The sequence below is a fragment of the Wolbachia endosymbiont (group A) of Norellia spinipes genome, assembly GCF_964273535.1.
Genome location: NZ_OZ187006.1, coordinates 1,136,157 through 1,162,312, shown reverse-complemented (window position 1 = coordinate 1,162,312; position 26,156 = coordinate 1,136,157). Strand labels below are relative to the sequence as shown.

The window sequence follows — 26,156 nt, the reverse complement described above, 5'->3', positions numbered from 1 at the left end:
ATGTCTTCCAAGCAAAAAACTTTGTGCACTAATTTTTCCAATCAGCCTATAACCCTTTCAGAAGGGCGGCCTTGTAGTAGTGACACCTATGATGAAAAAAATGACCTCTATAAAGATACTAAGAGTGGTTTTGATTCAAATGACAGCGATATTCAAGTTAATGACAGTACTCAAGTTTTGTTAGATGACCTGCCACCACAGAAGATAGTTAAAGAATTAGATAGATTCATAATCGGACAGGATGATGCAAAGCGTGCTGTTGCTATTGCGCTCAGAAATCGTTGGCGTCGCAATCAGGTTCCATTTCCATTGCGTGATGAAATCATACCTAAGAATATATTGATGATCGGTCATACAGGGGTTGGTAAAACTGAAATAGCTCGCCGCTTAGCAAAACTTGCCGGTGCACCGTTCATAAAAATTGAGGCAACGAAGTTTACTGAAATAGGATACGTTGGACGTGAAGTTGATTCGATAATACGCGATTTAGTTGATGCAGCAATAGTTTTAGTTAAAGAGAAAGCCCGTAAAGCCTTAGCTAACAAGGCTTTAATTTTAGCTGAGAAAACAATAGTAAACTCTATGGTAGGCGAAAATGCAACCGAAGAGAGTAAAAAAATTTTTAGAGAAAGGTTGAGGAATAAAGAGTTTGAGGACGGAGAAGTTTCTATTAACGTCAGAGAGAGCAAGAGTATGTTACCTACTTTCGATATACCAGGCATGCCAGGTGGGCAAGTTGGTGTGATGAATGTAACAGAAATAGTGGGCAAGATGTTTAACGGGAGCAAAAAAACAAAAACTATTACGGTGAAGGTAAAAGAAGCGCGTGAAATATTAATTAATGAAGAAAGTGAAAGGCTAATCGATGAAGATAAGATAATCAAAGAAGCCATTGATCTTGTTAGTAATGACGGTATAGTATTTTTGGATGAAATAGACAAAATTGCAGCGCGTACAGAAGTAAAAGGTGAAGTAAACAGAGAAGGAGTGCAACGCGATCTGTTACCACTACTTGAAGGAACAACTGTTACAACTAAGTATGGCCATGTAAAAACAGACTATATATTATTTATTGCATCTGGTGCTTTTCATCAGTCTAAACCATCTGACCTCTTACCGGAATTACAGGGCAGATTACCGATCAGGGTAGAACTTAAGGCACTTACTCAAGAGGATTTAATAAGAATATTAAAGGAACCAGAATCTAGTTTGTTAAAGCAGTACATAGCTTTAATGAAAACAGAAAATGTGATGCTTGAGTTCACTGATGATGGTATAAAAACCATAGCTGAAATAGCGTTTACAGTTAATAGGCAAGTGGAAAATATAGGCGCAAGAAGGCTTCACACTATCATGGAGAAGCTTTTAGATGAAATAAGTTTCATTGCTTCTGAGAAAAATAGCGAAAAATTCATTATAGACAGCAAGTATGTAAAAGATAAACTTGAGTCAATTTCGAAGCAGCTTGATTTATCTAAGTTTATACTTTAGGAAAAACAAAAAGCCTACTTTAAGTAGTATAGAGAGTGTTCAGAAGGTCAGCCAGTAAGCCTAAAATTTCAGCTATATTCTTTAGGCTGTTTTTCAACAGTAGAATGGTGTGCTGCGACCTCTTGCTTAATATCTAAGCTTAAGTCAATTATTGAGATATTTTCTTCATCATAATCTATGTCTTTTATTAACATATCGTCAGTAATAGTCAAAAGTTCAGGCGGAGAAAGAATAGTTCTTTTATTACCAGCTCTCATTCCCACAACTCCAAGCTCTATAGCAAGTGGTATTTTTTTATCGCCAACCCTAAATTGCACTGTTTGATCTTTGACTATATATTTCCCATTATGCTCCTTTACGCTATATTTAACTGATATCTCATCACCGCACCTTACTTGTTTTCCAGTCTTGTTAATTAAGTCATTAAAAACCATCAGATTATTCACTGAGTCGGGATATTTATCCTTTACTTCGATCAGTTTGACGTAATAAGAATTAAAATTCATTTTGTTATCATTGGCAATAGTAACTACACGCTCTCCGCCTTCTTTCATACCTATCACCCCTAAACCCACTTCTTTTAGGTCATCTTGACCTATTTTCAAAGTAACATCAGAAACTTTGCTAGGGAGTGTTGCTGAGTTATTATTAGAAATTTTATATATTTGCAATAGGACTTCCATGCCACAGAAAGCCTTGCTGCCACTGCCTTCAGTAATTTCATAAAAATTTATCGAATCTTCTTCCTTTTGCTGCGTCATTTCTTCTAAATATTCTGTTAGCCCATGCTTTTCAATATAGCGGTCGAGTGCTGATTCAAGTATTGGCTTCACTAGATAATGTGCTATTGTCTGTATCAAACCACCATGCGTGGCACTTATCTCATAAAGCTTGTCCTTTTTTCCCGGTTTACCTTTGTTTATATAGACAATAGTAAACATAAAAGCAGAGGTTAAAGTGAGAATCATTACTATGGAAATAAGCATTTGTAATATAATTTTTCTAACCATCTTTCTTTACTTGATTCAATAAATCATATAAATAATTAGTATCCCCTGAAAGCGCACTCAAATTATCCAAGCCTTGTTTAAAGAGGGCGTCTATATAGTCCTCTACTTCACTTTTACCAAGTACAGACATTAGATTATTTGTTTTATCTTGTTCGTAATCTTCAATATCATCCTTAGCTTGAAAGATAAGCCCTAGGTTTATCCCGTAGTTATATAACGCTTTACGTTGCTTATCTGTAGCATTCCCTATTATAGCACCTATTTCACATGAAGCTGCAAATAGTTTTGCGGTTTTCATCAAATGAATTTCTTTTATTTTGTTAAAATCTGCACCAATATCTAAAATCTGTCCTCCTACCATTCCCCTAATTCCTATTGCCTGAGAAAGAACTTTCATGATTTCACAGCATTTCTCATTTAACGAAGATAATACCTCAAAAGCCAGAGTAAGTAGTGCATCTCCGGCAAGCACTGCTGTTGCTTCATCAAATTTTTTATGGCAGCTTAGCTGGCTTCTGCGAGTATCACTGTTGTCCATGCACGGTAAATCATCGTGAATTAGAGAGTAAGCATGAACAAATTCAATTGCTGCAGCAACTGATATTACTTTTTTAGCTTCCGCGTTAAACACTCGCGATGAAGCTACGACTAAAAAGGAGCGTATATGTTTTGCAGGAGCAAGGAGTATATAACGCATAGCTGATATAAGCTTATTCTCGCTATTTTCTGGTAAAAGTTTATTTACTTCTACAATAAGCAAATTTTTTGTTGTTTCGTCTAGCATTTTTGAATTGTTAATTGTTTAGCACGTAACGCTAGCCAGCTAGGGCAGTAGAAAACTTTGCTGTAGTTTACCAGTTATAAAAGATATTGCAAACATAAAAATTTTTTATAACATCAAAGAATAGGTTATTTTTTTGGTAAGAAATGTGAATAGCGAACTAGCAAAGAGCACTAGAGAAGACATAGAAGAGAAAGTGAAAAAGATTATACTAGAGCAAATTAGTAAGGATGTAGAGAAATTCAACAGCTCTTCAAAGCTTTCGGAGCATGGTGCAGACAGTTTAGATGCAGTTGAAATCATCATGGCAGCAGAAGAAGAGTTCGGAATAGAAATTCCAGATGAAGACGCACAAAAAATGGAAACTATGGAGCAAATAGTTGAGTACATTAATAGTAAAAAAGGCTAATAGTTAGTGTTAAATGAGCAGAAGAGTAGTAGTCACTGGTGTTGGTTTAATCACTCCACTAGCGGCAGATGTTGACAACACTTGGTCAAGGCTGATAAAAGGCGAGTCTGGCATAAAAGCAATCAATACAGATAGATTTGACTCTTCTGATCTTGCTTGCAAGGTTGCAGGGCAGGTGCCTGTGCAATCCGATAACATTGAGAATTACTTTAATCCTGTAGGTTATATTTTTGAAAAAGATCTAAAAAGAACGGATCGTTTTATTCATTACGGCATTGCAGCAGCGATTCAAGCTGTGGAAGATTCATCTTTAGAAGATTCAAAAGTAGATAGAGAACGTGTTGGCGTAACTATTGGCTCTGGTATAGGTGGTCTTCCGTCAATTCAGGAAAATGTTATTACCATGCAGGAAAAAGGGCCCAGACGTGTCAGTCCATTTTTTGTCCCTGCAAGTCTAATAAATTTGATATCTGGCCATATTTCTATTAAATACGAATTTACAGGTCCAAACGATTCAGCAGTAACCGCATGTGCAACAGGTGCGCATGCAATCATAAATTCAGCAAGAACTATAAAACTTGGTGAAGCGGATATTATGATTGCAGGTGGAGCAGAAAGTGCACTGTGTAGAGTTGGAATTGCAGGTTTTGCGTCTATGAAGGCATTATCAACTAAATTCAATGATAAACCGGAAGAAGCTTCAAGGCCATGGGATGCAGAACGCGATGGTTTTGTTATGGGTGAAGGAGCAGGTATATTGGTGCTGGAGGAATACGAACATGCAAAAAAAAGGGGGGCAAAAATACATGCAGAACTGGTTGGGTACGGACTCACAGGAGATGCGCACCACATTACAGCACCACATCCAGAAGGAAGAGGCGCATTTAAGGCAATGCAGCTTGCCTTAAAAAGTGCGCAAATTAATCCAAATCAAGTAGGATATATCAATGCACATGGAACTTCAACGCCACTTGGAGATAAAATTGAAGTAATAGCAATGAAACAGTTATTTGGTGACTACGTTTATAAAATACCTGTTTCTTCAACTAAATCTTCTATAGGACATTTACTTGGTGCTGCAGGGAGCGTTGAAGCAATATTCAGTATTCTTGCGTTAAATAATGGAATTATTCCGCCAACCTTAAATTTACATAAACCTTCAGAAGGATGTGATTTAAATTTTGTACCGTTTAAAGCTCAGGAGCATAAAATTCAATATGCACTTTCTAATTCGTTTGGTTTTGGTGGCACTAATGCATCGCTCATCTTTGGACAAGTGTAATCAATTTTGCTGCTAAATAGCTAAAATGTACGAACATTATGATCTGTGATAGCTATATTATCTGTAATTTGCCTTTTACTGTCGATTTACTATACTTATTTGGTAAGATCTAGCTTAATTAAATGCACAAAATATTAGTAAGTAGTAACCATAAACCTCTGGTCGGAAAAATCAAGATTAATGGCTCAAAAAATGCTGTTTTACCAATAATGGCAGCAAGTCTATTGAGTAGCTTCTCGGTAATTTTGCATAATGTACCTGATTTAATTGATGTGCATCTAATGTCTAAGCTGCTTGAGAGTCTTGGAGCGAAAGTGAATTTTACACGCAATAAAGATTATAAAGCAAATCATACTTTGGAAATTGATTGCAGTAATATCAACAATCACGTAATGTCACACGAAACTGCAAGTAAGCTGCGAGCATCTCTTTTAATGCTAGGTCCAATTCTCAGTAGATTTGGTAAAATCACAACAGTCTTTCCTGGTGGATGCAATATCGGAAAGCGTCCCGTTGATATGCATATCAAAGCATTAGAAGAAATGGGAGCTAAAATTGAAGTTGAAGGCTGTAATATAATTGCAACAGTGAAAGGAAAGCTACAAGGAAAAGAAGTTATACTTGAGAAAATAAGCGTTGGTGCAACAGAAAATGTAATAATGGCAGCAACACTTGCAGAAGGAGTGACAATAATAAACAATGCTGCAACGGAGCCGGAAGTTCTTGATTTAATAGAGTTCCTAAAGAAAATGGGTGCTAATATTGAGATTAGTGATACAAGGATCACAATAACAGGAGTTGAAGAATTAAATGGATGTGTTCATAAAATAATACCAGATCGCATAGAAGCAGGCACCTATGCACTAGCTGCTATAATAACCGGTGGTAAGTTGGAGTTAGAAGGAATAAGTCTATCTGATATAAGATGTATTGTGAATGAATTGAAGGCTATAGGGGCTAATGTTGAACTATATAATGAGGGGGTTATGATTTCCAGAAAAAATTGCTCTATTAGGTCTGCTAACATTGCAACAGATCCATACCCCAACTTTCCCAGTGATATGCAACCACAACTGATGTCTGCAATGTGCATCGCTGATGGGATATCAGTAATTGAAGAGAACATTTTTGAAAACAGATTTGCACATGCAGATGAATTGAGAAAGTTAGGCGCTAATATCAGCATCGAGAAAAGCAAAGCTACTATAAGTGGAATAAAAAGCTTATCTGGAGCTAATCTGTGTGCCACTGACTTAAGGTCAACAGCAGCTTTGGTACTTGCTTCTTTGGTAGCTGGTGGAGAAACTACAATAAATAATTCGCATCATTTATGGAGAGGATATGAAGCAATGCACGAAAAACTCAATTCATGTGGAGCTGATATTTCCATTTCATCTTGAGGATATTTTATGAATGAAGCAACTAAACGAACTACAGTAAAAGAAATAGATGAAATCTTATATGAAGAACATAAGGTATTAGACCATGGATTTATTCGAGTAGTGGATTATATGGGCTCTGATAGCGCTATAGTTCAAGCTGCTCGTGTTTCTTATGGCAAGGGAACAAAACAGATAAGTCAGGATGAAGCACTTATAAAGTATTTAATGAGACATCATCATACAACTCCATTTGAAATGTGTGAAATTAAGTTTCACGTGAAACTTCCAATTTTTGTTGCAAGGCAATGGATAAGGCATAGAACTGCAAATGTGAATGAATATTCGGCAAGATATTCAATACTTGACAATGAATTTTATATACCAAAACCAGAACAGATTGCAAAACAATCTGATAATAATAAACAAGGTAGCGGTGAAGCTTTTGATCCGGATACCTCAAAGGAAATAATAGATTCTCTAACAAACGACTCTAATTTAGTATATTCTCATTATGAAAAATTTATTGAGCAGGGGCTTGCAAGAGAAATTGCCCGAACTAATCTAACGCTTAATTACTACACGCAATTTTATTGGAAAATAGATCTGCATAACCTCCTTCATTTTTTGAAGCTTAGAGCTGATAAGCATGCCCAATATGAAATCAGAGTTTATGCAGAAGTTATGCTGGATATAATAAAAAAATGGGTCCCATTGGCCTACAATGCCTTTGTTGAATATTGCCTAGAATCAGCTTGTATTTCAAGAACTGGTCTAGAAATAATTCGCAAATTAATTAAAGGGGAAAACGTTACTAGAGAAGAAAGTAATATTGGTAAAAGAGAATGGGACGAGCTGATGTCTATACTTGATAAACAATCTTAAAGATAAAGGCATACGTGTCAATCTCCTCTGTCAGTTAACTCTCGTTCACCAAATTGAATCTTGCTTTTTACATCACATTAACTCATCACTTCTATAGAACATCTCATTAAAATCATCCAAAGTTCCAAAATCTTTATTTTGAACAAATAGATGACCATCTGTTATGTATGCCTTAGGCAGGGTAAATGGTTTATCATAATGCTGCGATGCTGGCCTAACAATTTCATTATATAAAACCATTACTTGCTCGTAGTTATATCCATCACCAGCATGATATTTACCACGTACGGTATCATAAAAATTCTTTATATCATCATATGTCACTTGCAGCTCCACCTCATACTTTCCCACCTCAAGAGGACTTCCTGTCCTTATTTTTAAGAGATGTTGTGCATTTGCAATACTGTTAGAATCTTCTGCTTCACTATCAGAATTTTTATCCATATTTTCTATCACACTTGCCATAACAGTTTCTTGTTCGTCTTCTATTGGTTTTGCTTGTTTTTCAATTTTATTATTGCTACTGTCAGTTTCCACAGTGACTTTTCTTGTTTCCATATCTTTTTGAGCTTTCTCATTACTTTGCTTGCGTATTTCATCTCCATGCAATTTCTCCTGCAGAGCTTTTTCCATGTCAGCATAACCGTCACGATTGCTTTGCAAAGCTGGTTGATCTTCAACATATAGCTCTTCTCATAATAGTCAGAATAAAAAAGCAGAATCAACAGCTTGACGGAAAGACTTAAAAATAGGGATATTTTTTCTAGCTCTATTCTTTATAGCAAACCAATTATGCTCAATTTCGTTAAAGTCTGGAGAATATGGAGGAAGATAAAGAATTTCAGCACCAACTCCTCTAGCAAGATTATCTATTTTTTTAGATTTATGGAATGTAGCGTTATCAAGAATTACAGTTTGGCCAGACCTTAAAATTGGAGTTAAAAACTGCTCAAACCAAGCCTCGAAAACATCCTTATTGCAGTATCCTTCAAAGGTCAATGGAGCAATGATCTTCCTTTTATTTAGAGCTGCAATCATACTGACACGCTGAGTTTTTTTACCTGATTTTAATGAATGAAACCTCTCTCCTTTTCTGCAATATCCGTATGGGTAGTCTTCTGTATTATCTATTCCAGATTCATCAATATATACAAGATTTTCATGACGTTTTGTTGCTATAACCTTTAAAAATTGAGCTCGCTTTCCTTCATTTCTTTCTTTATATCCGTAGGTCTTTTTTTCTTGTAAATCCAATATTTTTAAGTGCGCGGTGAATCGTTTGTCGACTGATATTACCCCAGAGTTTAGCCATCTCTGACTGAGTTTTGCCACCATGGTTTTTTGCAAATTTGGTAAAAACATTCCAGTCAGTAATTTTATGGTTATATCCTACGCTTCCAGGCTTTTTTGACTGAAAATCTCCCGTTTCCTTACGCCTTTTCTGCCACTCATATAGAGTCGTTTTTCCAATTTTAAATCTCTCTGCAACAGTTGCTCTACTTTCTCCTTCATCCAATGCCTCCATTGCTTTTTTCCTTAAATCGTAACTATACGCTGCTGGCATACAAACCCCACTACCATAAATCCATATCTTAACTTGTTTGGATTATTATGAGAAGAGCTATAACTGCTGCTATCATCTGCTTGCATTTGATCTATATAGTTAGATTCTTCTTCCTGTATAGTATTTTTTGTAACTCCCTTAAGGTAATCAAGCATATCTTTTCCAGTCTTTTCCCAACTTGCAGCATCTGCATATTTTCTATCATTATTGATTACATCCTTTAATATTCTTCTATCATCTATCCATTGTTCAGCATGCTCAAATAGCGTCCATCCTTCATTACCACAAATATCAACATCAGCTCCATTCTCTATCAGGTACTTTACTTTGTCCAATTGCCCATGCCTTACTGCATGAATAAGTGGTGTCCAGCCTTCACTATCTCGAACCTCAATATTTGCATTATTCTTTATTAAATATTCTAATATCTCTTGATTTCCTAAATTAACAGCAAAGTGTAAAGGTGCTAAACCGTAACTATCTTTAACATTAACATCTGCACCATGCTTTATTAGATATTTAGCCACTTCCATGTTTTTTATACTCATAGCAAAATGTAATGGAGATTTACCAGAACTAATATCTCGAGTATTAATATCTACATTGTGATCTATTAAGTATTTAGCTATCTCTGTATGTTTGAGTTCAATAGCATAATGTAGTAGTGTTTGAGCAGAGGTGTTTTTGACATTAAGATCTGCACCATGTTGAGCTAAATATTCCACCATATCCAGGTCACCTAGCTTAACAAAATGGAATATCGGATTACGTACATTAATATCTGCACCATTGTCCACAAGATATTTTACTAAAGCTGTGTTCTTTATAGCATAGTCGAGCGGCCTGAGATTGTGAGCATCTGGAATATTAGGATTTGCACCATGTTCCACTAAGTATTCAACTATTTCCATGTTTCCCGATTTTATGGCATAGTGCAAAGGTGTCTTAAAACAAGAGTAATCAGTTCCTTCGTAATAAATATCTTGAGAATTGAGATTTGCACCTTGATCGATAAGATATTTTGCTATTTCTGTATTTCCTGATTTAATAGCATGATGTAGCGGTGTTTGTCCGGCTTTATCTTTCGCGTCAATATTTGCGCTATGTTCTACAAGTTCGATAACTTCATTCAAATCCCCTGATAAAGAAGCAGAGTGCAAACGCGTCGCACCGGTTACCTCATTTGTTTCATTTATGTTTCCTATAGTATCTTCTGCATTATCTTCTTCAACTGCCCTTTTCTTTCTAGATTTGACTTCACTTTTCACTGTAACTTCTTCGTTCATAGGTTGATCACTAAACATAACTTCTGCATCTATCTGGTTACTATCTTTCTCCAACTCATGAGATAATTTTTCAGATAGCTGATCACCACTCAAATATGGTTCCTTTGAATATTTAGCGTAATTATAGGGATCAGTGCTGTCTGCTGAATAAAACCCACTTTCAAAGTCTGAGTAGAAGCTTTGATTGAGCGCGAAAAATAAATTTTCATAATCAAGTAGCATGTCATAATCAGAGCTAACACAATGCAAGAATTCACTATCTTCATAATCTGCTATATAGAATTTTTCGGAATCAAGGGTAATTTCATTTGTCCCCTTACCTTCTGCAGTAAACTGTAAAACTACTTCTGAACGCCCGTTACCTACGTCATTACCTTTTACCACTTTAAACAAGGTAATTTCACCTTTTTCTATGAACTCCTTTAATTTCTCATTCTTTTGATCTAATTCTTCTTCTGCTTGTCTTTTCTCTCTTATCAATTTCTCCTCTTTTTCAGTAGCTCCATTTTGCAACTGTAAAAACATCTCTTGTGTGGTTAAGCTATTTGTGTTGCTTAAAAAATTATCTAACATATTTGATGCAATTGGTGACAATTCACCGTGATCATCAAATACTTTTTCCTTTGCCTTATCATAGTGATTTGGGTTATAGATTGCATAAAGAGGATAAAAGCCATAATCTGCTATTGACGCCCCATCAGATGATAGTTCCATTGAGAATCCATAGTGATTAAGTGGAAGATTGGAAGTTAAATATCTACCGTTATCATCCCTAACGTATAGCTCACTTCTACCATTGTGCTCACTATATTTATTGTAGTAGATATAAAAATTCTCATGGTTAAGATTGAAGTGATCATCTAGGTTATCGAATTGAATTGTACTGCCAAGCTTCTCACGCAAAAGATTTTTGCTTTCATCTGTAAGCCTCATACGTGCAGAAAAGTAGTATCGATCTATAGGTTCGCCTTTTTCTATCTCAAAGTTCAAAGTAATCTTGTCGTTGACCATTGGTAGCCTCCAAACATTATGTAAATCTATTCATTATTTTATTTATCAATCATACGGTGTGTACTATGAAAAATGTGTTAAGTATTAAGATTTTTTTTTCTGTATCTAGATAAGGTAACAGTAATCTGTCATTTCAGCGCGTGAAGCTGGAATCCAGCTTTTTAAGTCATGAGAGCTACGAAAAATTACTTTACAAACTCCGCCAGCCCCCTTATCATGAAACTGAAGCTATTTATTTATCTTCGCAATCTGTGCAGGTTAATGACAAAAAACTTAGGGTATTTGGCGTCTCATGTTTAATTTTTCGCACTACGTGCATCGCATGTCTTTAAAAATTTCTGGGTTTTTACCTATAAAAGCCGAAACGCGCTTACAAAGCGTTTAAGACAGCAAAAAACGTCAAATTGACAAGGGAGAATTTGAATGCTAGCTACTACGGGGTTTCTTTGCCTTTTTTTCCGCTCAGTAAATTTCTTAACGTTTATAATTTAGGTTAGTTGCAAGTTAAAAGCAGCTAAATCGCTCTTAATCAAGCGTTTTAGAATAAAAAAACGCCGATATTTTAGTACATAGTAAATAGCCAACCACCAACGGGGTTTCTTTTGCCTTTTTTCTTCGTTTAGTAAATTTCTTAATGTTTATAGCTAAAGTAACTTAGGTTCATCGACAATCGTCATCCCGCTACGTGTTAGCGGGATCTATGCTAAGAGATACCGCGAATGAATCGCGGTATGACGGTTAATTATTCCGTGACGGTATCTGCTTTTTCCTTGATCCTAAGTTCCTGCATTGGCAATCTATTCTCATCAATACTCGTGCCATCTTCAAGTACTGCAGGTATTATGATCTTCTCAAACTGTCGCTCTGATTTTTTCTCTAAATAACCAAATATGTCGTAAACACTGATCCTTTGACCAATCACTAAAAATGGCGTATCAGCAGTATTACGCCTTGAAGTTATGCATTGTTCAAACTTTTGACAGGCACTGATCAGCGATACCCGACTATAAGCGCAGCTTGCATCATGTAAATCATCAAGGATAATGCAACCACCGTACTTTCGACCTTCATCAAAATCAAGAGAACTATCCCCAGCTCCTGTACCTGTTACATGCCCTGATATTGAAAAGCCATTAACAAAACCTCCTTCTTTAGTTCTAATTACTCGCGTACTTTTGCGACCAACTACTTTTACGTTTGGAAAGACTTGACGGTAAAATGGAGACTCAAGGACAATGTGCAGTTCATTGATTTTTTCACGCATCAAATCTCTTTGGTGCGTAATATACATAAACTTTGCCCTTGGATTATTACCGAGGGCAAACGCCACATGAAATATAAAACCCAGTGTTGTCTTAGCACAGCGTGGTGGTATGTTCCACCATTGACTGTGTGCTTTTTCAAACACCAAGCGATTAATGCTGCTGAACAGCACCCACAAATAGTTTTTGCTGCCATCTTTTCTTTTTAAATTTAATCTGATATTAAACACTCGCAGCATGCCTTGAAACGCAAAGAAACCAAAATCTTTGCGGCATAAAATAATATCCTCCTGAGATAGCATTTTTCATCCTTTAAACTAATTCCAGCATACACTAATTTATTGAAAAATTAAAAAAAATGTTGTAAAATTGTTACAGTAGTAGATTTTGGTAAAACTTATGGCAGACTTAAACGCTAATATAGTTCTCAGTAAAGAAACTTTACTGCACCTTGCCGAGCTAGCTGAGCTCACTAAGCAGCCTGCTCAAGAATTAGCAGAGAAACTACTCAAAGAAGCAATTGAGCTTGAAATCGAGGATTTTTTAGTGTCTAAAATTTCTGATGAGCGTGATGTTGAAGGCGCAGAAACAGTTGATTTTGAAGATATTAAGTGGGACTAGAACGTTATAAAATTAAGTCTCTAAAGAGCGTTACTGAAAGGGATTTACCAAATCTTCCAAAGACAATAAGGCTAAGAGTTCAAAAGGCTATAAAAGAACGACTTACAGTCGATCCAATAAATCTTGGTGAACCACTACATCATAACTTAAAAGGGCTCAGAAGGTTAAGAGTAGGTGACTATCGTGTGGTCTACAGGGTAGATCAATCAGAACGTACAGTGGTTATCACAGAGATAGGACATAGAGATACTATTTACAAGAGATAAGTACATTCTTTTCTTTATTGAAAAAATAAAATGCTGTAGTTGGCTATATTGCAGCCTTACCCGCAATCTGACCAAAATTATCTAACATTTGATTCATAGCTATCCAACGATCATTTAAAGATTTTCCGTAAGAAGTGTAACCACCACCTAGATTTTGACCAATTTGTGCACCAAGTCCATGTGCTCCGATAAGACTTTGCAGCCCTCCTAAAGATGAACCGATAAAGTCATTCAAGCCACGCGACGCAAGTTCAGAGTTTAAACTTGCAACTTTAGATAGACCATAGCTTGATTGATCAAGCCTACTTGCTCTTAATTGGTTGCCAATCATTTGATTGCTAATAAACTGCTGGTAAGGATTGCCTTGATATTGCGATGCTATTTGATTAATAAATCCTCCTGGACCATCTTTTCCTAAGCCCCCAAGACTATCCATGAATTTATTGTACCGACCATACAATTCTTTTTGTACTCCGATATTATTTTCAAATTGGCGATTAGCTTTAGAACTACCAAAAAGAAAGTCAAATAAATCTCCTAATACCAATTCCCGCTATACAAGTAACGGATAGACAATAATGGAAAAAAGCCATACTGGAGTAAGTAAAATAGCGAGGTTTAAATGGCATTAAGATCAAAATTATTGGATGAAAAAGTGAGCAAAAGAAATGCTGAAGAAAGTAAGAAATAATGCATATGTTGCAAAAAAACTAAATGCTGTAATTGCAGCAAAAAAGCATAGTATAACAGCCGTAGCAAAAATATGTTGCATTTCAAGAAAGGCACTTACTGCATGACCTAAAATTTGGCAGAGAAGAAAAATTATTTGCTCCACCTCAACGCCGTAGAAAAACTATATTGAACCAAAGCCAACTTGAACAAGTTGAAGCATGGATACAAGCATCGAACAGACGAAATCTGTCAAATCAGAAAGAAACACACAAATTTAAGTTTTTAGTAGTTTTCAAGTATAGTTGTACAGGGAGCGCCTCTGCAGTTATGACCGACATTTTCAATGGTGCCTAAGTGCCCGTATGCAAGCATGGTTTTGGAAGGAACGGTCAAATCATTGATGGAGTCATTTAGACTACCTCGGTTAGGAGATTGTACTATCAACCGTTCCAAGCTGAAGCGTTTCCCTATTACAAATTATATGTAGGAGTTACCATGAAAAAAGCAAAAAGTAAATTAGAAATCTAATGCAGCAGGAATAGACATTGGTTCAGCTGTACACTATGTGTGTGTACCTGAAGGAAGAGATGAACAACGCGTTCAGAAATTTGGCTGCTTTACTGAAGACCTTCATAACTTAGCACAGTGGTTGAAAAAGTGTAAAGTTACAACAGTAGCTATGGAATCAACAGGAGTATACTGGATTCCTTTATTTCAAATACTTGAGTCATACAAATTCGAGGTAAAATGCACGGCATGTAAAGAATGTACCTGGTAGGAAGTCTGACGTTCAAGATTGCCAATGGCTCCAACAACTGCATAGCTACGGACTGCTTCATGGATCGTTTAGGCCAGATAATCAGATGTGTGTATTGCGCAGTTACGTGCGGCAACGCAAAAATCTCACTGAAAGTGCATCTACACATATTCTGCGTATGCAGAAGGCATTAATTCAAATGAATATACAATTATACAAGGTTATTAGTCATATTACTGGGATAACTGGTATGAAAATCATTGAAGCTATAATTGAAGGCGAAAGAGATTCTGAAAAATTAGCAGAATTCAGGGACGTGCGAATGAAAAATGATCAGTCTACTATTGCAAAAGCGTTAGCTGGTGACTATAGAGAGGAACACTTATTCACGCTAAAGCAAGAATTTGAATTATATAATATTTATCAAGAAAAAATAGCAGAATGTGATAGAAATATTGAAGCCTATTATAAAACGTTTGAAACAAAGTCTTGTGAAAGCAAACAGCTAAGTAAGCAAAAGAATAAAAATAGCAAAAGTAAGCCAAGCTTTGCTTTGTATGAGGAACTGCACCGAATAACTGGTATGGATTTCACTAAAATTCCTGGATTTGATGTATTAAGTATACAAACCATAATTTCAGAAGTTGGTATAAACCATAGTAAATGGCCAACAGAAAAGCACTTTTCGTCGTGGTTGGGACTCAGTCCTGCTAATAAAGTTACAGGGGAAAAAGTGTTTAACACAAGAACACGTAAAGTCATTAACCGTGCTGCGAATGCTTTGCGAATAGCTGCTCATTCTGTAGGAAATAGTAAAAGTGCGTTGGGTGCATACTACAGAAGATTGAAAAAACGACTAGGAGCACCAAAAGCAATAACAGCTACTGCAAGAAAAATGGCATGCATATTTTATAGTATGCTCAAATACGGACAGGAATATGTAGAAAAAGGAATGGAATACTATGAAACACGCTATAAAGATAGAACTGTAAAAAATTTGATCAAAAAAGCGAGCGAATTTGGCTACATATTAGTTCAACAAGAAGAGTTAGTTGAGTGAGTTTCTTAGGAGAAAATCCCAACATTACCATTAAAGAAACGAGAATAAGAATTCAGGAAAAGTTTGGTTTAGCAAGTCTACAGTACACCGTAATATGCAAAGAATGAAATTCTCATATATCACACCAAGACCAGTGCATAACGGACAAGATAAAAGTAAACAAGAGGAGTTTAAAAAAAAATCTTAATGAAACTATAGTATTTTCTAAAACGAATGATAAACGTCTAAAATGGTATTACCAACTAAAAGGTGTAAGTCTGTACATTGATGCATTAGAGGTCTGAGGCGACTTTTGATGGTGTGCCAACAATGCTCTATCGGATTTAGATCGGGAGTGTTAAATAAACTGTGTCAAACCGAAAAAAAAGTAATAAATTGATATAAAAAAATGGAGGTTTGACAATGAGTCAGAAAGTAGTAAACAGAACTACCGGTTTGGTAGATTATAAAGAATTAGAAACAAATATCCTGTCGTCTATACGAGAAGGAAGACCGTTGACAGGAAGAGATGGAGCATTAACACCGTTTATAAAAAAGTTGCTGGAGGTAAGCCTGGAAGGTGAAATAGAAAACCACTTGTCGGCTGAAAGCGAAGAGAATAATCGAAGAAATGGGAGGAATGCAAAGACTTTACGTACAAGCGCAGGGTCATTTGAGCTTTTGACGCCAAGAGATAGGGAAGGAAGTTTCGAACCACAAATAGTCAAAAAAAGGCAAACAAACTTACATCCAGAGCTTGAAACGAAGATTTTGAGCACATTTGCCAGTGGTATGGGCTATAGAGATATAGTGTCACATGTTGAGGAAATTTATGATCACAAAATATCGGTGGCAGAGATATCAAGTATTACTGACAAATTGCTACCAGTAATCAACGAATGGCGTAGTCGCCCGCTGCAGTCTGTATATCCGATAGTTTTCATGGTTTTTTAAAGTCAAAGAGGACGGGCATTGCGTAAGTAAATGCATGTATAACATATTAGGCATAGATCAAAATGGCAAAAAAGAAGTATTAGGTTTTTATTTGGCTGAAAGTGAAGGAGCTAACTTCTGGTTGGGAGTGCTAAATGACCTCAAAGAAAGAGGAGATACCGTCTTGTTAGTCAACAAAAAAATTATAAAAATTTCCCAAGTTGCATCATAAAATACTTCCAATTGTGTAACAGTACACAGATTATAGTTAGTGGATATGTTGATAAGTAAACTTCATCTGTTTTGTGCGTATAAAACTAATTTATAGCTCTTCTCATAATAGTCAGAATAAAAAAGCAGAATCAACAGCTTGACGGAAAGACTTAAAAATAGGGATATTTTTTCTAGCTCTATTCTTTATAGCAAACCAATTATGCTCAATTTCGTTAAAGTCTGGAGAATATGGAGGAAGATAAAGAATTTCAGCACCAACTCCTCTAGCAAGATTATCTATTTTTTTAGATTTATGGAATGTAGCGTTATCAAGAATTACAGTTTGGCCAGACCTTAAAATTGGAGTTAAAAACTGCTCAAACCAAGCCTCGAAAACATCCTTATTGCAGTATCCTTCAAAGGTCAATGGAGCAATGATCTTCCTTTTATTTAGAGCTGCAATCATACTGACACGCTGAGTTTTTTTACCTGATTTTAATGAATGAAACCTCTCTCCTTTTCTGCAATATCCGTATGGGTAGTCTTCTGTATTATCTATTCCAGATTCATCAATATATACAAGATTTTCATGACGTTTTGTTGCTATAACCTTTAAAAATTGAGCTCGCTTTCCTTCATTTCTTTCTTTATATCCGTAGGTCTTTTTTTCTTGTAAATCCAATATTTTTAAGTGCGCGGTGAATCGTTTGTCGACTGATATTACCCCAGAGTTTAGCCATCTCTGACTGAGTTTTGCCACCATGGTTTTTTGCAAATTTGGTAAAAACATTCCAGTCAGTAATTTTATGGTTATATCCTACGCTTCCAGGCTTTTTTGACTGAAAATCTCCCGTTTCCTTACGCCTTTTCTGCCACTCATATAGAGTCGTTTTTCCAATTTTAAATCTCTCTGCAACAGTTGCTCTACTTTCTCCTTCATCCAATGCCTCCATTGCTTTTTTCCTTAAATCGTAACTATACGCTGCTGGCATACAAACCCCACTACCATAAATCCATATCTTAACTTGTTTGGATTATTATGAGAAGAGCTATACTTATCAACATATCCACTAACTATAATCTGTGTACTGTTACACAATTGGAAGTATTTTTTGATTTTATAATGCAACTTGGGAAATTTTTATAATTTTTTTGTTGACTAACAAGACGGTATCTCCTGTCATCCCAGCACCTTCTTCCTGTTATCTGAGTAGCTGACACTGTACGAACATTGTCTATCAGGAAGGTGTCATGCAAGTAGCTGACACTGGTTCTTTTATGACGGTGTCATTCTAGTCTGGAATCCAGGAAACTTAATTGCAAGTAATGCATTGGGTTTGGTGAGTATAAAAGTGTTGTGTTATGGCTAACGCTGGCTAGGTTTTCCTGCATCATACCCGCCGCGGTATCTCTAGATCCCGCTAACAAGTAGCGGGATGACGATTGTCAGGGTGTCATTCCAGCGCCCCTATAATGTCATCCCAGTGCTCCTATAATGTCATCCCAGTGCTCCTATAATGTCATCCCAGTGCTCCTATAATGTCAATCCCAGTGCTCCTATAATGTCATCCCAGTGCTCCTATAATGTCATCCCAGTGCGTGACACTGGGATCTCATTTCACTCTATAATAGCAGTGCTCCTTTCTTGTCATCCCAGTACTGATTAGCTATAAAATTTAAGAAGATATTTAAGAAATTTACCAAGCGGAAAAAAAGGCAAAAGAAGCCCCGTGGTGCGAGTTTTGACTCTATATTACTGTAAGTGGCGCTGTAATAATGTGCTAACGCTTAAAATAAGCGCGATTTGGCTGAATGTAGAAAAAATAAAAAAGACATGCAGCCGCTATAATTTTATGTAATCCGCCAATAAATACCCTGAGTTTTTACTGAATTTTGTCATTGAGCCTGCAGGTCAAAAACAAGTTTTGAGTCATGAATACCCTTATTATTATAATAAGGGGGCTGGCGGAGTTTGTCAAGCAAGTTTTTTTTCTACTGAATGACAGTTGTGGCTTGGGAGGTAGTGCAAGAAGTCTATTTCCACAAAAATGCTTCAATTTATCTTAACATTTTGTCAACTACCTTTATAGGAACGACAATTTAAAAGGGCATTTTTACATATTCCATATGGCTGCCAGTTGCACCCCTCACATGCGTAATCAAATTTCTTTAAAGACATTTTCTCTCTAATCTTTTTTACCGCCTCATTCCAAGTTAAAGTCTCGCCAATTTTTATTCCTAAAATTCCCATATGCCTTCTATCTAGCTCTAAAACTTTAGCTTGTTCGGTGCATTTACCTTGTTTAGTCTGGTTTGGGCAAGCACTACAAATACTATCAAGATTGCCAACTACTTTGATTTGAGTGTTAGGATCACTCATTACTTTGCTTGCTATCTTTTTATAATTTTCTACAAAAGCCTGAGAATACCCATATCCCCGAAACGCGAGGGTGCACATGAAATGATGAGGACGAAACCTTATCACTTTTTCAAATACTGCAAAACCGCTACGAGTAGAAAAATTTTTACCAAACCAGGAAGGATAAATGGTAAAATACCCACCATTATTGCTTGTCCCAGACCCAAGTAAACAGCAAGCCAACTAACACCACAAATAAAGATTACAACTGTACCAGCCAGACAACTTAAAGAATTGCGCGCGAGTAATTCACATTTAAGGCTTAAGAGTTCATTTACTTCACCCATCACTATGACAGCAGCTAAAAAGCCAATTAAATATCCACCTGTTGGTCCGAGAAAAATGTGATAACCACCAGAAAAATTCGCAAAAACAGGAAATCCTGCTGCACCAAGTGATAGATATGTAAGCACAGAATAGAATGCTGTTCTGCGGTTAAATTTAAGCCCAATAAGCATTACTCCTAAAGTTTGCAATGTGATAGGCACAGGCTGCAATGGTACGCTTATTTGAGCCATCAAGAATAAAAGTAAAACGCAAGACAATATTTCAGCCAGTGTTGATCTACTGCTAGATTGTGTTATAAACATACCTTCCCAATAAAAATAACTTATAAAATATAATATATATAAGAGGTTTTGCAATTTAAATTTTGCTTATATTGTGCTACAATGAATTATTTATGCACTATTAAATTAAAAATGATAAGTAAACAAGATCTATTATCGTTGATGAAAGCAAGACACAGCGGACGTTCATACGATACTACAAGAGCAATATCTCAGGAAGACATGGATATTTTAATGGAAGCTGTAAGGCTGACTCCCTCATGTTTTGGTGATGAACCTTGGAGATATGTGATATGCAACAAACAGAACAATCAAAGCGCATGGGAAAAGCTGCTAAATTGTCTTGATGAATCTAATCAAAAATGGGCAAAAGATGCACAAGTGTTAATCATATCTTTCAGTGCTAAAAACTTCCGTAAACGAGGTAAAGGAGAAAATCTTTGGGCTAGTCATGATACTGGTGCAGCAAATTATGCACTTATGCTACAGGCTGCATCTGTGAACTTAATGGCTCATCAAATGGGTGGATTTGATAGAGATAAAATAGTAGAAAGATTCAACATATCCGATGATTTTAATGTAATGTCAGTGATAGCGGTTGGTTACGAAGAAGAGGGTGCTGAAACAAGTAAGAAAAAAAGAAGACCAATAGAAGAAATATTTTTTTATGATGAGTGGCCAAGGTCCTAAAAATTTTATCAAGATGCACGGTACTGGCAATAATTTTGTTATCATAGACTCACGTTCAACAAACAATTTAGACTGGAACTATAGACAAATTGCTGATCAAAGCAGTTGTGATCAAGTGATAATTATAACAATGTCTAATGCTGCAGACTGCTTTATACATATCTATAATGCTGATGGTAGTCGAGCTGAAATGTGCGGAAACGCAGCACGCTGTGTTGGATATTTGATAATGTCAGAAAAAGGTACTGAGTATATCACTATTGAGCTGGTAAACAAACGCATTTTAGAGTGTTTTAAAGTTGGTGATAAACCCATAAAGGTTAACATGGGTAAACCTTTGCTAAAATGGCATGAAATTCCCTTGTCTACTGAGTGTGACACTCTTCACTTACCTATAGAGCTTGAAATGCTAAAAGATCCTGTTGCAGTAAATATTGGTAACCCTCATATAGTTTTTTTTGTTGATAACATAAGTGAAATACCATTGCGAAATTTAGGACCAAAGCTAGAAAATCACGTACTATTTCCTCAGAAAATTAATATTAGTATTGCACAAGTTGAAAAGTCTGGAGAAATAGCTTTAAGAGTTTGGGAAAGAGGTACAGGCATTACTGCATCATGCGGTAGTGCAGCCTGTGCAGCACTTGTTGCATCCACACTACGTGGATATCTGACTGCCCAACAGACTTCAGTAGATTTACCAGGAGGTAAGTTATTAATCGAATGGGCAAATAACGTATTCATGACCGGTGATATAGGATTTTTGTGATCGTTGTTTTCACAATGCAAAACTACTTGACAAACTCCGCCAGCCCCCTTATTATGATAGTGAAGGTATTCAGTTATCTTCATCTGTGCAGATTAAACAGCAAGAAAACAACGTAGTTGGCGTCTTATTTTTAATTTTTTGCACTATGTGCACCTTATGTCTTCACAACATTTCTGGGTTTTTACCTATATAAGCTGAAACGCGCTTATAAGTCGTTTAAGACAGTATAGTACGCCAATTTGCAGGATTAGAGAGTGACAACTAGCTAACACGGGATTTCTTTTGCCTTTTTTTCTGCTTAGTAAATTTCTTAAACATTTGAACTAAGGTGAGCTGCACTTAAAAGCAGCTAAATTGCAGTGTTTAAGACTTAAAAAAACGCCAATACAGAAAATAGACAATGACCAGGGCTTCTTTTGCCTTTTTTTTCGTTTGGTAAATTTCTTAACGTTTGTAGCTAAAAGAGCCCAAGAGAGGTTTCATCCCGCTGCTTGTTAGCGGGATCTATGTTAAGAGATACCGCGAATAAATCGCGGTATGACGTAGGAATGAATCGCGGTATGACGTAGGACTGCTGTCATCCCAGTGCCCAGACACTGGGATCCAGCTAAGTTAGTGAGTGTAAACAGTAGCCAACCTTACGTTAAAACACAACGTTCTTGATGAGATTGCATAAAAACTGGATTCCTTACATCATAGAGGCACTGCCATTATAGAGTGAACCAGTGTCTGGGCACTGGGATGACAAAAAAAGGGGCTACTTGGATGACAAAAAAGAGGCACTGGGATGACACCCTGACAATCGTCATCCCGCTGCTTGTTAGCGGGATCTGCTGAGATACCGTGGCGGCATGACGCAGAGCTCACGTTAGCTATACTTTTATACTCACCAACTCAGTATCCAATCTGGATCCCAGTGGGCTTTGTTGCATAGCAGCAGAAAAGCTAGTGATTACTGACTAAATTCATTATAAAATGACGATTTAAGGATAAATATGCCACAAAAAATGAGAGTCAGTAACCATAGAGAATATAACAAATTTCTAGAAAAAAGAGGAAATATTTTTTATTATATCAACGAAGCCATAGAAAATTGGTATGAAATTGGGCCAAAAATGTAGGGTGGCAACAATATTTACAGCAACAAAGTGGTAATTTTGATACATATAATAACCCATCTATTCAGAATAGGTTTGAGTGGGATTTTTAGAGGGATACATTGAACAAATAGGAAAAAATTTGCAGCTATTCACAAGCATCAAAAGAAACTTGATATTAAGATCAATGATTGCAGAGTTGATAAAAATAACATGGAAGATATCGAAATTGCTATAGACAGTACAGGAATTAGTATATACAACAACACACAGCAAAGAGAATAGCAAAGATAGAGAGTACCGCGGCTATAAACAAGTAAGAAAATTGCACATAATGTTGAGCAAACAAGTCATAGCTACAAAATACAGTAATGGCGTTTACTCTGATCACTATGGAGCATTGGGGAAATTTGATGTTAAATATGCTATAAAAGCTCTATAAGCTGTGTAATCAATATGGCATAAAAACGAAAATTCCTCCGAAAAACAACGCAGCAGAGCATCCAAAATTGGATTATATGCTTGATAGAAATGCCGCTATTCAGTTAATGAAATTACATGGTGAGAATGGTATAAAAAGATGGAAAGAAGAAGTAAATTACGGAAAAAGATCGTATATTGAAGGATTTTTCTCAAGGTTGAAGCGAATATTTGGGTTTAGTTTTAAGAATAAATCTGAGACAAATAGAGAGAAGAAACTGCTTATTAAATGCTACTTAATGAACAAATTTACTGCAATTGGTATGCCTAAATTTGAAATAGTCGCATAAAATTATTTACTCTGGAAAAAACTTACGTTGCTATGCAACAAAGCCCACTGGGATCTAGAAAAAAGAAATGTGGATTCCAGTGTCAAGGCACTGGAATAACACCACTTACTAAGTATTTAAACTATAATGTTCATCATTACACGCTGGCAGGATGTCATATATAGTGTTACCCAGGTAGCTGTGCTGGGGCTTATCGTCTTTAAGATCCCAATTAGATAGAAGGTTTATACTTTTTTCAAATCAAAGCTTGAATTTTTGCTTGAAAATCAATATATTATATATATGAAGTTTTAATTTAAATTGTTATGTTGACCCCAATGGCAAGCTTATGTGTTGATAGCAGAACCAATCTCATGCAATATATTGCTAGAGTGCAAAAATTTCCTATGCTGTCTCAAGAGGAAGAGGTACGATTAGCAAAAAATTGGAACCAATATAAGGATATTTCTTCTGCTCATAAATTGATTACCAGCCATTTGAATTTGGTAGTGAAAATTGCAATGAAATTCAAAAATTATGGACTATTGTTGATGGACCTGGTCATGGAAGGGAATATGGGTTTAATGCATGCAGTAAAAAAGTTTAATCCTGATTTAGGGTTTCGTTTTTCAACTTATGCAGTGTGGTGGATTGAAGCTTCAATAAAAGACTTTATATTGAAATCTTGGTCGTTCGTGAAAATAGGCACAACGCAAGCACAAAGAAGATTATTTTTTAGTTTACGTAAAATAAAAAAAAGAATTTTACAGTATACAAACAGAGAGACTTTAAGCAATGAAGAAATAAAAGCAATATCTAATGAGCTTTCTGTATCCGAAGGAGATGTTCTGCAGATGAATTACCGTTTGGCTTGTAAGGATCAGTCGCTAAACGATTGCATAAAAATAGGTGATGACTCTAAAAGGGAGTTGCAAGATATGATCCCATGTAACTTGGTCAGTCAAGAAGTAACCTATCAGAATCATGAAGAAAAAGAATTAAAAGAAACAATTTTAAACAATGCACTAGCAAGCCTTAACGAAAGGGCAAGAGACATTTTTATCAGTAGATATTTGTCTGAAAACACTCAAACTCTAGATGAACTTAGTAAAAAATATTGTGTTTCAAGAGAAAGAATAAGACAGTTGGCTGAGCAGGCGATGGCTAAGGTAAAACAATATATACAATCAGAAAGTTTGAAATTTGGTTTGCATGCGTAGTTTTTTTATATTTCTAATATTTTTTTCAATAGGCGCTTTTGCATCGGTTAGTGATGTGCAATTGAAGGAAAAATACAAAGACTGGCTTGTATATACTGCATCAGAAGATGGAGAGAAAGTGTGTTACATTGTATCTTACCCTAAGACAAAAAGCGAGCATTATACAACCAATCGCAAGCCGTATGTAATGGTCAGTTATGTTGATAAAAAAGCAGATGAGGTAAGCGTTACCTCTGGTTTTCAGTATGATAAGGAGCCTGTAGCTCTCAATATCGACAAAAAAATTAAATATACACTGCCTATAATACAGGGAAGTTTTGCGTGGGCAGAGCATACAAAAATAGATCAAGATCTCATTCTAAAAATGAAGCAGGGATTATCAATGGTAGTTAATGGAAAAACAAAAACAGTGACCATTGATGATACTTATTCCCTACTTGGTTTTCAAAAAGCGTATCAAAAAATGCATGATTTATGTCATACAAAGTAAATCATTGTAACAAAATACCCAGCTATAGTATAAACTGGACTACTCTTTCAATGGAAATATAAATAGCACTTTACTTTATATAGGATGTGGATATCATTTAAAATATATTTTTGAGAGTTAGCAATGTCAGAGGTTGCAGGTGTAGATACAGAAATCAAAAAGCAAAATTCTGTGTGCGAGCAGATGCGTTTTAGCGTGAGCCGTACAAGTCTTTTAAATACATTATCCAGAGTAAGTGGAGTGGTTGAAAGGCGTAATGCAATAGATGTTTTGGCATGTATAAATATCAAAGCACAACACGGCAGCATAAAATTAATGGCAACTGATCTTGACATTTCAATGTTTGCCTCACTTGCTGCAACCGTATTAACAGAAGGAGAAGTAAAAATTTCAGCGCATACTTTACATGACATAGTGAAGAAGTTACCCGCTGATTTGGATGTCAATTTTGAAGTAAACAACCAAAGAAAATTATTGATGTCTTGCGGAAATGCAAACTTTTCTTTACCGAATGTAGTTTCAAGCAGCTTTCCTGCTCTTGAAGAAGACAATTATAAACATGATTTTATTCTACTAAATACGGACCTGATAGACTTATTAACTAAAACAAAATTTGCTGTATCACTAGATGATACAAGGTATAATTTAAATGGAATATATCTACATACAGACGAGCAGTTTCTGTACTGCGTTGCAACTGATGGTCACCGTTTATCATGTATAAAGAGACCAAAGCCTGGGAACATCAATGGCGAATTTGGTGTGATCATTCCACGTAAAACTGTTATGGAGCTGTTAAAAATATTGGACGACTGTAATGAAATTAATGTAAAACTCTCAGACAGAAAAATCAAGTTTACATGCGGTGAATATATTCTAATATCAAAATTAATAGATGGGACTTTTCCAAATTATAAAGCAGTTATTCCAGCATCTCAAGATAAGCATATGATTATTGAAAGTAAAAAACTTTCAGATGTTATAGATCGAGTTTCCGTTGTTGTATCTGATAAAGTAAAATCCATTAAATTCTCACTACAAGAAAAGCTGCTGACTCTGCATTCAAACTCTCAAGAGTGCAATGATGCAACTGAATCCATAGAAGTGGACTACAATGAAGCCCCTATAGAAATAGAGTTTAACTCGCGTTATTTACTTGATGTTCTATCCTGCATAAAAAATAAATGTAAGTTTAGCTTAGCCGATGGTAATAGTGCTACAATTATCACTGATGAAGACGATTCAAGTGTATTATATGTAGTGATGCCAATGAGAACTTAAACTTGTCATCC

The 26,156-nt window shown here is 35.9% G+C and carries 25 protein-coding genes and 4 pseudogenes; 19 read left to right on the top strand and 10 right to left on the bottom strand.

What is annotated here, in order from left to right; all coding sequences use genetic code 11:
- Window positions 1–1,491 (top strand): ATP-dependent protease ATPase subunit HslU, encoded by a 1,491-nt coding sequence (hslU, locus tag ACFZP3_RS05665; protein ID WP_386087016.1) that lies wholly within the window; start codon window positions 1–3, stop codon window positions 1,489–1,491.
- A gap of 68 nt (window positions 1,492–1,559) precedes the next feature.
- On the opposite strand, the gene ACFZP3_RS05660 is transcribed toward hslU, so the two are convergent.
- Both ACFZP3_RS05660 and ACFZP3_RS05655 read right to left on the bottom strand, forming a co-directional pair.
- Window positions 1,560–2,501, bottom strand: coding sequence for an FKBP-type peptidyl-prolyl cis-trans isomerase (locus ACFZP3_RS05660; RefSeq protein ID WP_386087015.1), 942 nt, complete (start codon window positions 2,499–2,501; stop codon window positions 1,560–1,562).
- Window positions 2,494–3,285 carry a polyprenyl synthetase family protein gene (locus ACFZP3_RS05655; protein WP_253309222.1) on the bottom strand — a complete coding sequence of 264 codons (792 nt, stop codon included), beginning with the start codon at window positions 3,283–3,285 and terminating at the stop codon, window positions 2,494–2,496. Before ACFZP3_RS05655 ends, ACFZP3_RS05660 begins: the two co-directional genes overlap by 8 nt.
- Before the next feature lie 181 nt (window positions 3,286–3,466).
- Between ACFZP3_RS05655 and acpP the strand changes: the two genes are divergently transcribed.
- The 4 genes from acpP (at window position 3,467) to thyX (ending at window position 7,237) form a co-directional block, all read left to right on the top strand.
- Window positions 3,467–3,691: an acyl carrier protein gene (gene acpP / locus ACFZP3_RS05650; RefSeq protein ID WP_386087122.1), complete on the top strand. Its 225-nt coding sequence runs from the start codon at window positions 3,467–3,469 to the stop codon at window positions 3,689–3,691.
- A gap of 13 nt (window positions 3,692–3,704) precedes the next feature.
- Window positions 3,705–4,973 (top strand): beta-ketoacyl-ACP synthase II, encoded by a 1,269-nt coding sequence (gene fabF / locus ACFZP3_RS05645; protein ID WP_253309221.1) that lies wholly within the window; start codon window positions 3,705–3,707, stop codon window positions 4,971–4,973.
- Between the two features lie 122 nt (window positions 4,974–5,095).
- Complete coding sequence (gene murA / locus ACFZP3_RS05640; RefSeq protein WP_264687745.1) at window positions 5,096–6,373, top strand: UDP-N-acetylglucosamine 1-carboxyvinyltransferase; 1,278 nt, start codon at window positions 5,096–5,098, stop codon at window positions 6,371–6,373.
- 9 nt (window positions 6,374–6,382) lie between these two features.
- The gene (thyX, locus tag ACFZP3_RS05635; RefSeq protein ID WP_265017404.1) at window positions 6,383–7,237 is read left to right on the top strand and encodes an FAD-dependent thymidylate synthase; all 855 of its coding nucleotides are present in this window, start codon (window positions 6,383–6,385) and stop codon (window positions 7,235–7,237) included.
- A 72-nt stretch (window positions 7,238–7,309) separates the two neighbouring features.
- Here thyX and ACFZP3_RS05630 read toward each other — a convergent pair whose 3' ends face one another.
- From ACFZP3_RS05630 to ACFZP3_RS05615, 4 genes are all read right to left on the bottom strand, one after another.
- Entirely contained in the window at window positions 7,310–7,900 is a 591-nt protein-coding gene (locus tag ACFZP3_RS05630; RefSeq protein WP_386087014.1) for a hypothetical protein, read from the bottom strand.
- 39 nt (window positions 7,901–7,939) lie between these two features.
- A protein-coding gene (locus tag ACFZP3_RS05625) for an IS630 family transposase (protein ID WP_386086489.1) occupies window positions 7,940–8,801 on the bottom strand; the annotation gives its coding sequence in 2 pieces (ribosomal slippage) (window positions 7,940–8,477 and window positions 8,476–8,801; 864 coding nt in all).
- Entirely contained in the window at window positions 8,774–11,098 is a 2,325-nt protein-coding gene (locus ACFZP3_RS05620; RefSeq protein ID WP_386087013.1) for an ankyrin repeat domain-containing protein, read from the bottom strand. Before ACFZP3_RS05620 ends, ACFZP3_RS05625 begins: the two co-directional genes overlap by 28 nt.
- Window positions 11,099–11,840: 742 nt before the next feature.
- Window positions 11,841–12,662: a hypothetical protein gene (locus ACFZP3_RS05615; RefSeq protein WP_253309217.1), complete on the bottom strand. Its 822-nt coding sequence runs from the start codon at window positions 12,660–12,662 to the stop codon at window positions 11,841–11,843.
- 97 nt (window positions 12,663–12,759) lie between these two features.
- Here ACFZP3_RS05615 and ACFZP3_RS05610 point away from each other — a divergent pair, with 97 nt between their 5' ends.
- The gene (locus ACFZP3_RS05610; RefSeq protein WP_253309216.1) at window positions 12,760–12,981 is read left to right on the top strand and encodes a hypothetical protein; all 222 of its coding nucleotides are present in this window, start codon (window positions 12,760–12,762) and stop codon (window positions 12,979–12,981) included.
- Complete coding sequence (locus tag ACFZP3_RS05605; protein ID WP_386087012.1) at window positions 12,972–13,247, top strand: type II toxin-antitoxin system RelE family toxin; 276 nt, start codon at window positions 12,972–12,974, stop codon at window positions 13,245–13,247. Before ACFZP3_RS05610 ends, ACFZP3_RS05605 begins: the two co-directional genes overlap by 10 nt.
- A gap of 43 nt (window positions 13,248–13,290) precedes the next feature.
- On the opposite strand, the gene ACFZP3_RS05600 is transcribed toward ACFZP3_RS05605, so the two are convergent.
- Window positions 13,291–13,794, bottom strand: a complete 504-nt coding sequence (locus tag ACFZP3_RS05600; RefSeq protein ID WP_386087011.1) for a hypothetical protein — start codon at window positions 13,792–13,794, stop codon at window positions 13,291–13,293.
- A gap of 75 nt (window positions 13,795–13,869) precedes the next feature.
- On the opposite strand from ACFZP3_RS05600, the pseudogene ACFZP3_RS05595 reads away from it, so the two are divergent.
- From ACFZP3_RS05595 to ACFZP3_RS05580, 4 pseudogenes are all read left to right on the top strand, one after another.
- Window positions 13,870–14,147, top strand: a pseudogene (locus ACFZP3_RS05595) (IS630 family transposase); the annotation flags it as partial.
- A 267-nt stretch (window positions 14,148–14,414) separates the two neighbouring features.
- Window positions 14,415–15,736: pseudogene (locus ACFZP3_RS05590) on the top strand (IS110 family transposase).
- Between the two features lie 14 nt (window positions 15,737–15,750).
- Window positions 15,751–15,914: pseudogene (locus ACFZP3_RS08620) on the top strand (helix-turn-helix domain-containing protein); the annotation flags it as partial.
- Between the two features lie 224 nt (window positions 15,915–16,138).
- A pseudogene (locus ACFZP3_RS05580) lies at window positions 16,139–16,841 on the top strand (transposase); the annotation flags it as partial.
- Between the two features lie 150 nt (window positions 16,842–16,991).
- On the opposite strand, the gene ACFZP3_RS05575 reads toward ACFZP3_RS05580, so the two are convergent.
- Window positions 16,992–17,853, bottom strand: a protein-coding gene (locus tag ACFZP3_RS05575; RefSeq protein WP_386086489.1) for an IS630 family transposase whose coding sequence is annotated in 2 segments (ribosomal slippage) — window positions 16,992–17,529 and window positions 17,528–17,853 — 864 coding nt in all. Because the reading frame shifts where the segments join, the coding sequence is not laid out codon by codon here.
- A gap of 525 nt (window positions 17,854–18,378) precedes the next feature.
- Here ACFZP3_RS05575 and ACFZP3_RS05570 point away from each other — a divergent pair.
- Complete coding sequence (locus ACFZP3_RS05570; protein ID WP_386087010.1) at window positions 18,379–18,528, top strand: hypothetical protein; 150 nt, start codon at window positions 18,379–18,381, stop codon at window positions 18,526–18,528.
- A gap of 407 nt (window positions 18,529–18,935) precedes the next feature.
- On the opposite strand, the gene ACFZP3_RS05565 is transcribed toward ACFZP3_RS05570, so the two are convergent.
- Window positions 18,936–19,346, bottom strand: coding sequence for a DUF1284 domain-containing protein (locus tag ACFZP3_RS05565; RefSeq protein WP_386087009.1), 411 nt, complete (start codon window positions 19,344–19,346; stop codon window positions 18,936–18,938).
- Window positions 19,343–19,870 carry a biotin transporter BioY gene (locus ACFZP3_RS05560; RefSeq protein WP_386087008.1) on the bottom strand — a complete coding sequence of 176 codons (528 nt, stop codon included), beginning with the start codon at window positions 19,868–19,870 and terminating at the stop codon, window positions 19,343–19,345. Before ACFZP3_RS05560 ends, ACFZP3_RS05565 begins: the two co-directional genes overlap by 4 nt.
- A gap of 81 nt (window positions 19,871–19,951) precedes the next feature.
- Here ACFZP3_RS05560 and ACFZP3_RS05555 point away from each other — a divergent pair, with 81 nt between their 5' ends.
- The 7 genes from ACFZP3_RS05555 (at window position 19,952) to dnaN (ending at window position 26,145) form a co-directional block, all read left to right on the top strand.
- Window positions 19,952–20,539, top strand: coding sequence for a nitroreductase family protein (locus tag ACFZP3_RS05555; RefSeq protein ID WP_253309416.1), 588 nt, complete (start codon window positions 19,952–19,954; stop codon window positions 20,537–20,539).
- The gene (dapF, locus tag ACFZP3_RS05550) at window positions 20,520–21,308 is read left to right on the top strand and encodes a diaminopimelate epimerase (protein ID WP_386087121.1); all 789 of its coding nucleotides are present in this window, start codon (window positions 20,520–20,522) and stop codon (window positions 21,306–21,308) included. The genes ACFZP3_RS05555 and dapF overlap by 20 nt, the downstream gene beginning before the upstream one ends.
- Window positions 21,309–22,303: 995 nt before the next feature.
- Window positions 22,304–22,429: a hypothetical protein gene (locus tag ACFZP3_RS05545; RefSeq protein ID WP_386087007.1), complete on the top strand. Its 126-nt coding sequence runs from the start codon at window positions 22,304–22,306 to the stop codon at window positions 22,427–22,429.
- A 524-nt stretch (window positions 22,430–22,953) separates the two neighbouring features.
- Window positions 22,954–23,175 carry a hypothetical protein gene (locus ACFZP3_RS05540; protein WP_341814210.1) on the top strand — a complete coding sequence of 74 codons (222 nt, stop codon included), beginning with the start codon at window positions 22,954–22,956 and terminating at the stop codon, window positions 23,173–23,175.
- Window positions 23,176–23,480: 305 nt separating this feature from the next.
- Window positions 23,481–24,374 (top strand): RNA polymerase factor sigma-32, encoded by an 894-nt coding sequence (locus ACFZP3_RS05535; RefSeq protein ID WP_253309418.1) that lies wholly within the window; start codon window positions 23,481–23,483, stop codon window positions 24,372–24,374.
- The gene (locus ACFZP3_RS05530; RefSeq protein WP_164225010.1) at window positions 24,367–24,864 is read left to right on the top strand and encodes an invasion associated locus B family protein; all 498 of its coding nucleotides are present in this window, start codon (window positions 24,367–24,369) and stop codon (window positions 24,862–24,864) included. Before ACFZP3_RS05535 ends, ACFZP3_RS05530 begins: the two co-directional genes overlap by 8 nt.
- Window positions 24,865–24,987: 123 nt before the next feature.
- Window positions 24,988–26,145, top strand: coding sequence for a DNA polymerase III subunit beta (gene dnaN, locus ACFZP3_RS05525; protein ID WP_386087006.1), 1,158 nt, complete (start codon window positions 24,988–24,990; stop codon window positions 26,143–26,145).
- The last annotated feature ends 11 nt before the right edge of the window (window positions 26,146–26,156 follow it).

What these genes read in the sequence shown, in the direction of transcription:
- hslU (WP_386087016.1), top strand. Translation starts at nt 1, where the DNA reads ATGTCTTCCAAGCAAAAAACTTTGTGCACTAATTTTTCCAATCAGCCT.
- ACFZP3_RS05660 (WP_386087015.1), bottom strand. Translation starts at nt 2,501, where the DNA reads ATGGTTAGAAAAATTATATTACAAATGCTTATTTCCATAGTAATGATT.
- ACFZP3_RS05655 (WP_253309222.1), bottom strand. Translation starts at nt 3,285, where the DNA reads ATGCTAGACGAAACAACAAAAAATTTGCTTATTGTAGAAGTAAATAAA.
- fabF (WP_253309221.1), top strand. Translation starts at nt 3,705, where the DNA reads ATGAGCAGAAGAGTAGTAGTCACTGGTGTTGGTTTAATCACTCCACTA.
- murA (WP_264687745.1), top strand. Translation starts at nt 5,096, where the DNA reads ATGCACAAAATATTAGTAAGTAGTAACCATAAACCTCTGGTCGGAAAA.
- thyX (WP_265017404.1), top strand. Translation starts at nt 6,383, where the DNA reads ATGAATGAAGCAACTAAACGAACTACAGTAAAAGAAATAGATGAAATC.
- ACFZP3_RS05620 (WP_386087013.1), bottom strand. Translation starts at nt 11,098, where the DNA reads ATGGTCAACGACAAGATTACTTTGAACTTTGAGATAGAAAAAGGCGAA.
- ACFZP3_RS05615 (WP_253309217.1), bottom strand. Translation starts at nt 12,662, where the DNA reads ATGCTATCTCAGGAGGATATTATTTTATGCCGCAAAGATTTTGGTTTC.
- ACFZP3_RS05610 (WP_253309216.1), top strand. Translation starts at nt 12,760, where the DNA reads ATGGCAGACTTAAACGCTAATATAGTTCTCAGTAAAGAAACTTTACTG.
- ACFZP3_RS05570 (WP_386087010.1), top strand. Translation starts at nt 18,379, where the DNA reads ATGTCATCCCAGTGCTCCTATAATGTCAATCCCAGTGCTCCTATAATG.
- ACFZP3_RS05560 (WP_386087008.1), bottom strand. Translation starts at nt 19,870, where the DNA reads ATGTTTATAACACAATCTAGCAGTAGATCAACACTGGCTGAAATATTG.
- ACFZP3_RS05555 (WP_253309416.1), top strand. Translation starts at nt 19,952, where the DNA reads ATGAATTATTTATGCACTATTAAATTAAAAATGATAAGTAAACAAGAT.
- dapF (WP_386087121.1), top strand. Translation starts at nt 20,520, where the DNA reads ATGAGTGGCCAAGGTCCTAAAAATTTTATCAAGATGCACGGTACTGGC.
- ACFZP3_RS05545 (WP_386087007.1), top strand. Translation starts at nt 22,304, where the DNA reads ATGCCACAAAAAATGAGAGTCAGTAACCATAGAGAATATAACAAATTT.
- ACFZP3_RS05540 (WP_341814210.1), top strand. Translation starts at nt 22,954, where the DNA reads ATGAAATTACATGGTGAGAATGGTATAAAAAGATGGAAAGAAGAAGTA.
- ACFZP3_RS05535 (WP_253309418.1), top strand. Translation starts at nt 23,481, where the DNA reads ATGTTGACCCCAATGGCAAGCTTATGTGTTGATAGCAGAACCAATCTC.
- ACFZP3_RS05530 (WP_164225010.1), top strand. Translation starts at nt 24,367, where the DNA reads ATGCGTAGTTTTTTTATATTTCTAATATTTTTTTCAATAGGCGCTTTT.
- dnaN (WP_386087006.1), top strand. Translation starts at nt 24,988, where the DNA reads ATGTCAGAGGTTGCAGGTGTAGATACAGAAATCAAAAAGCAAAATTCT.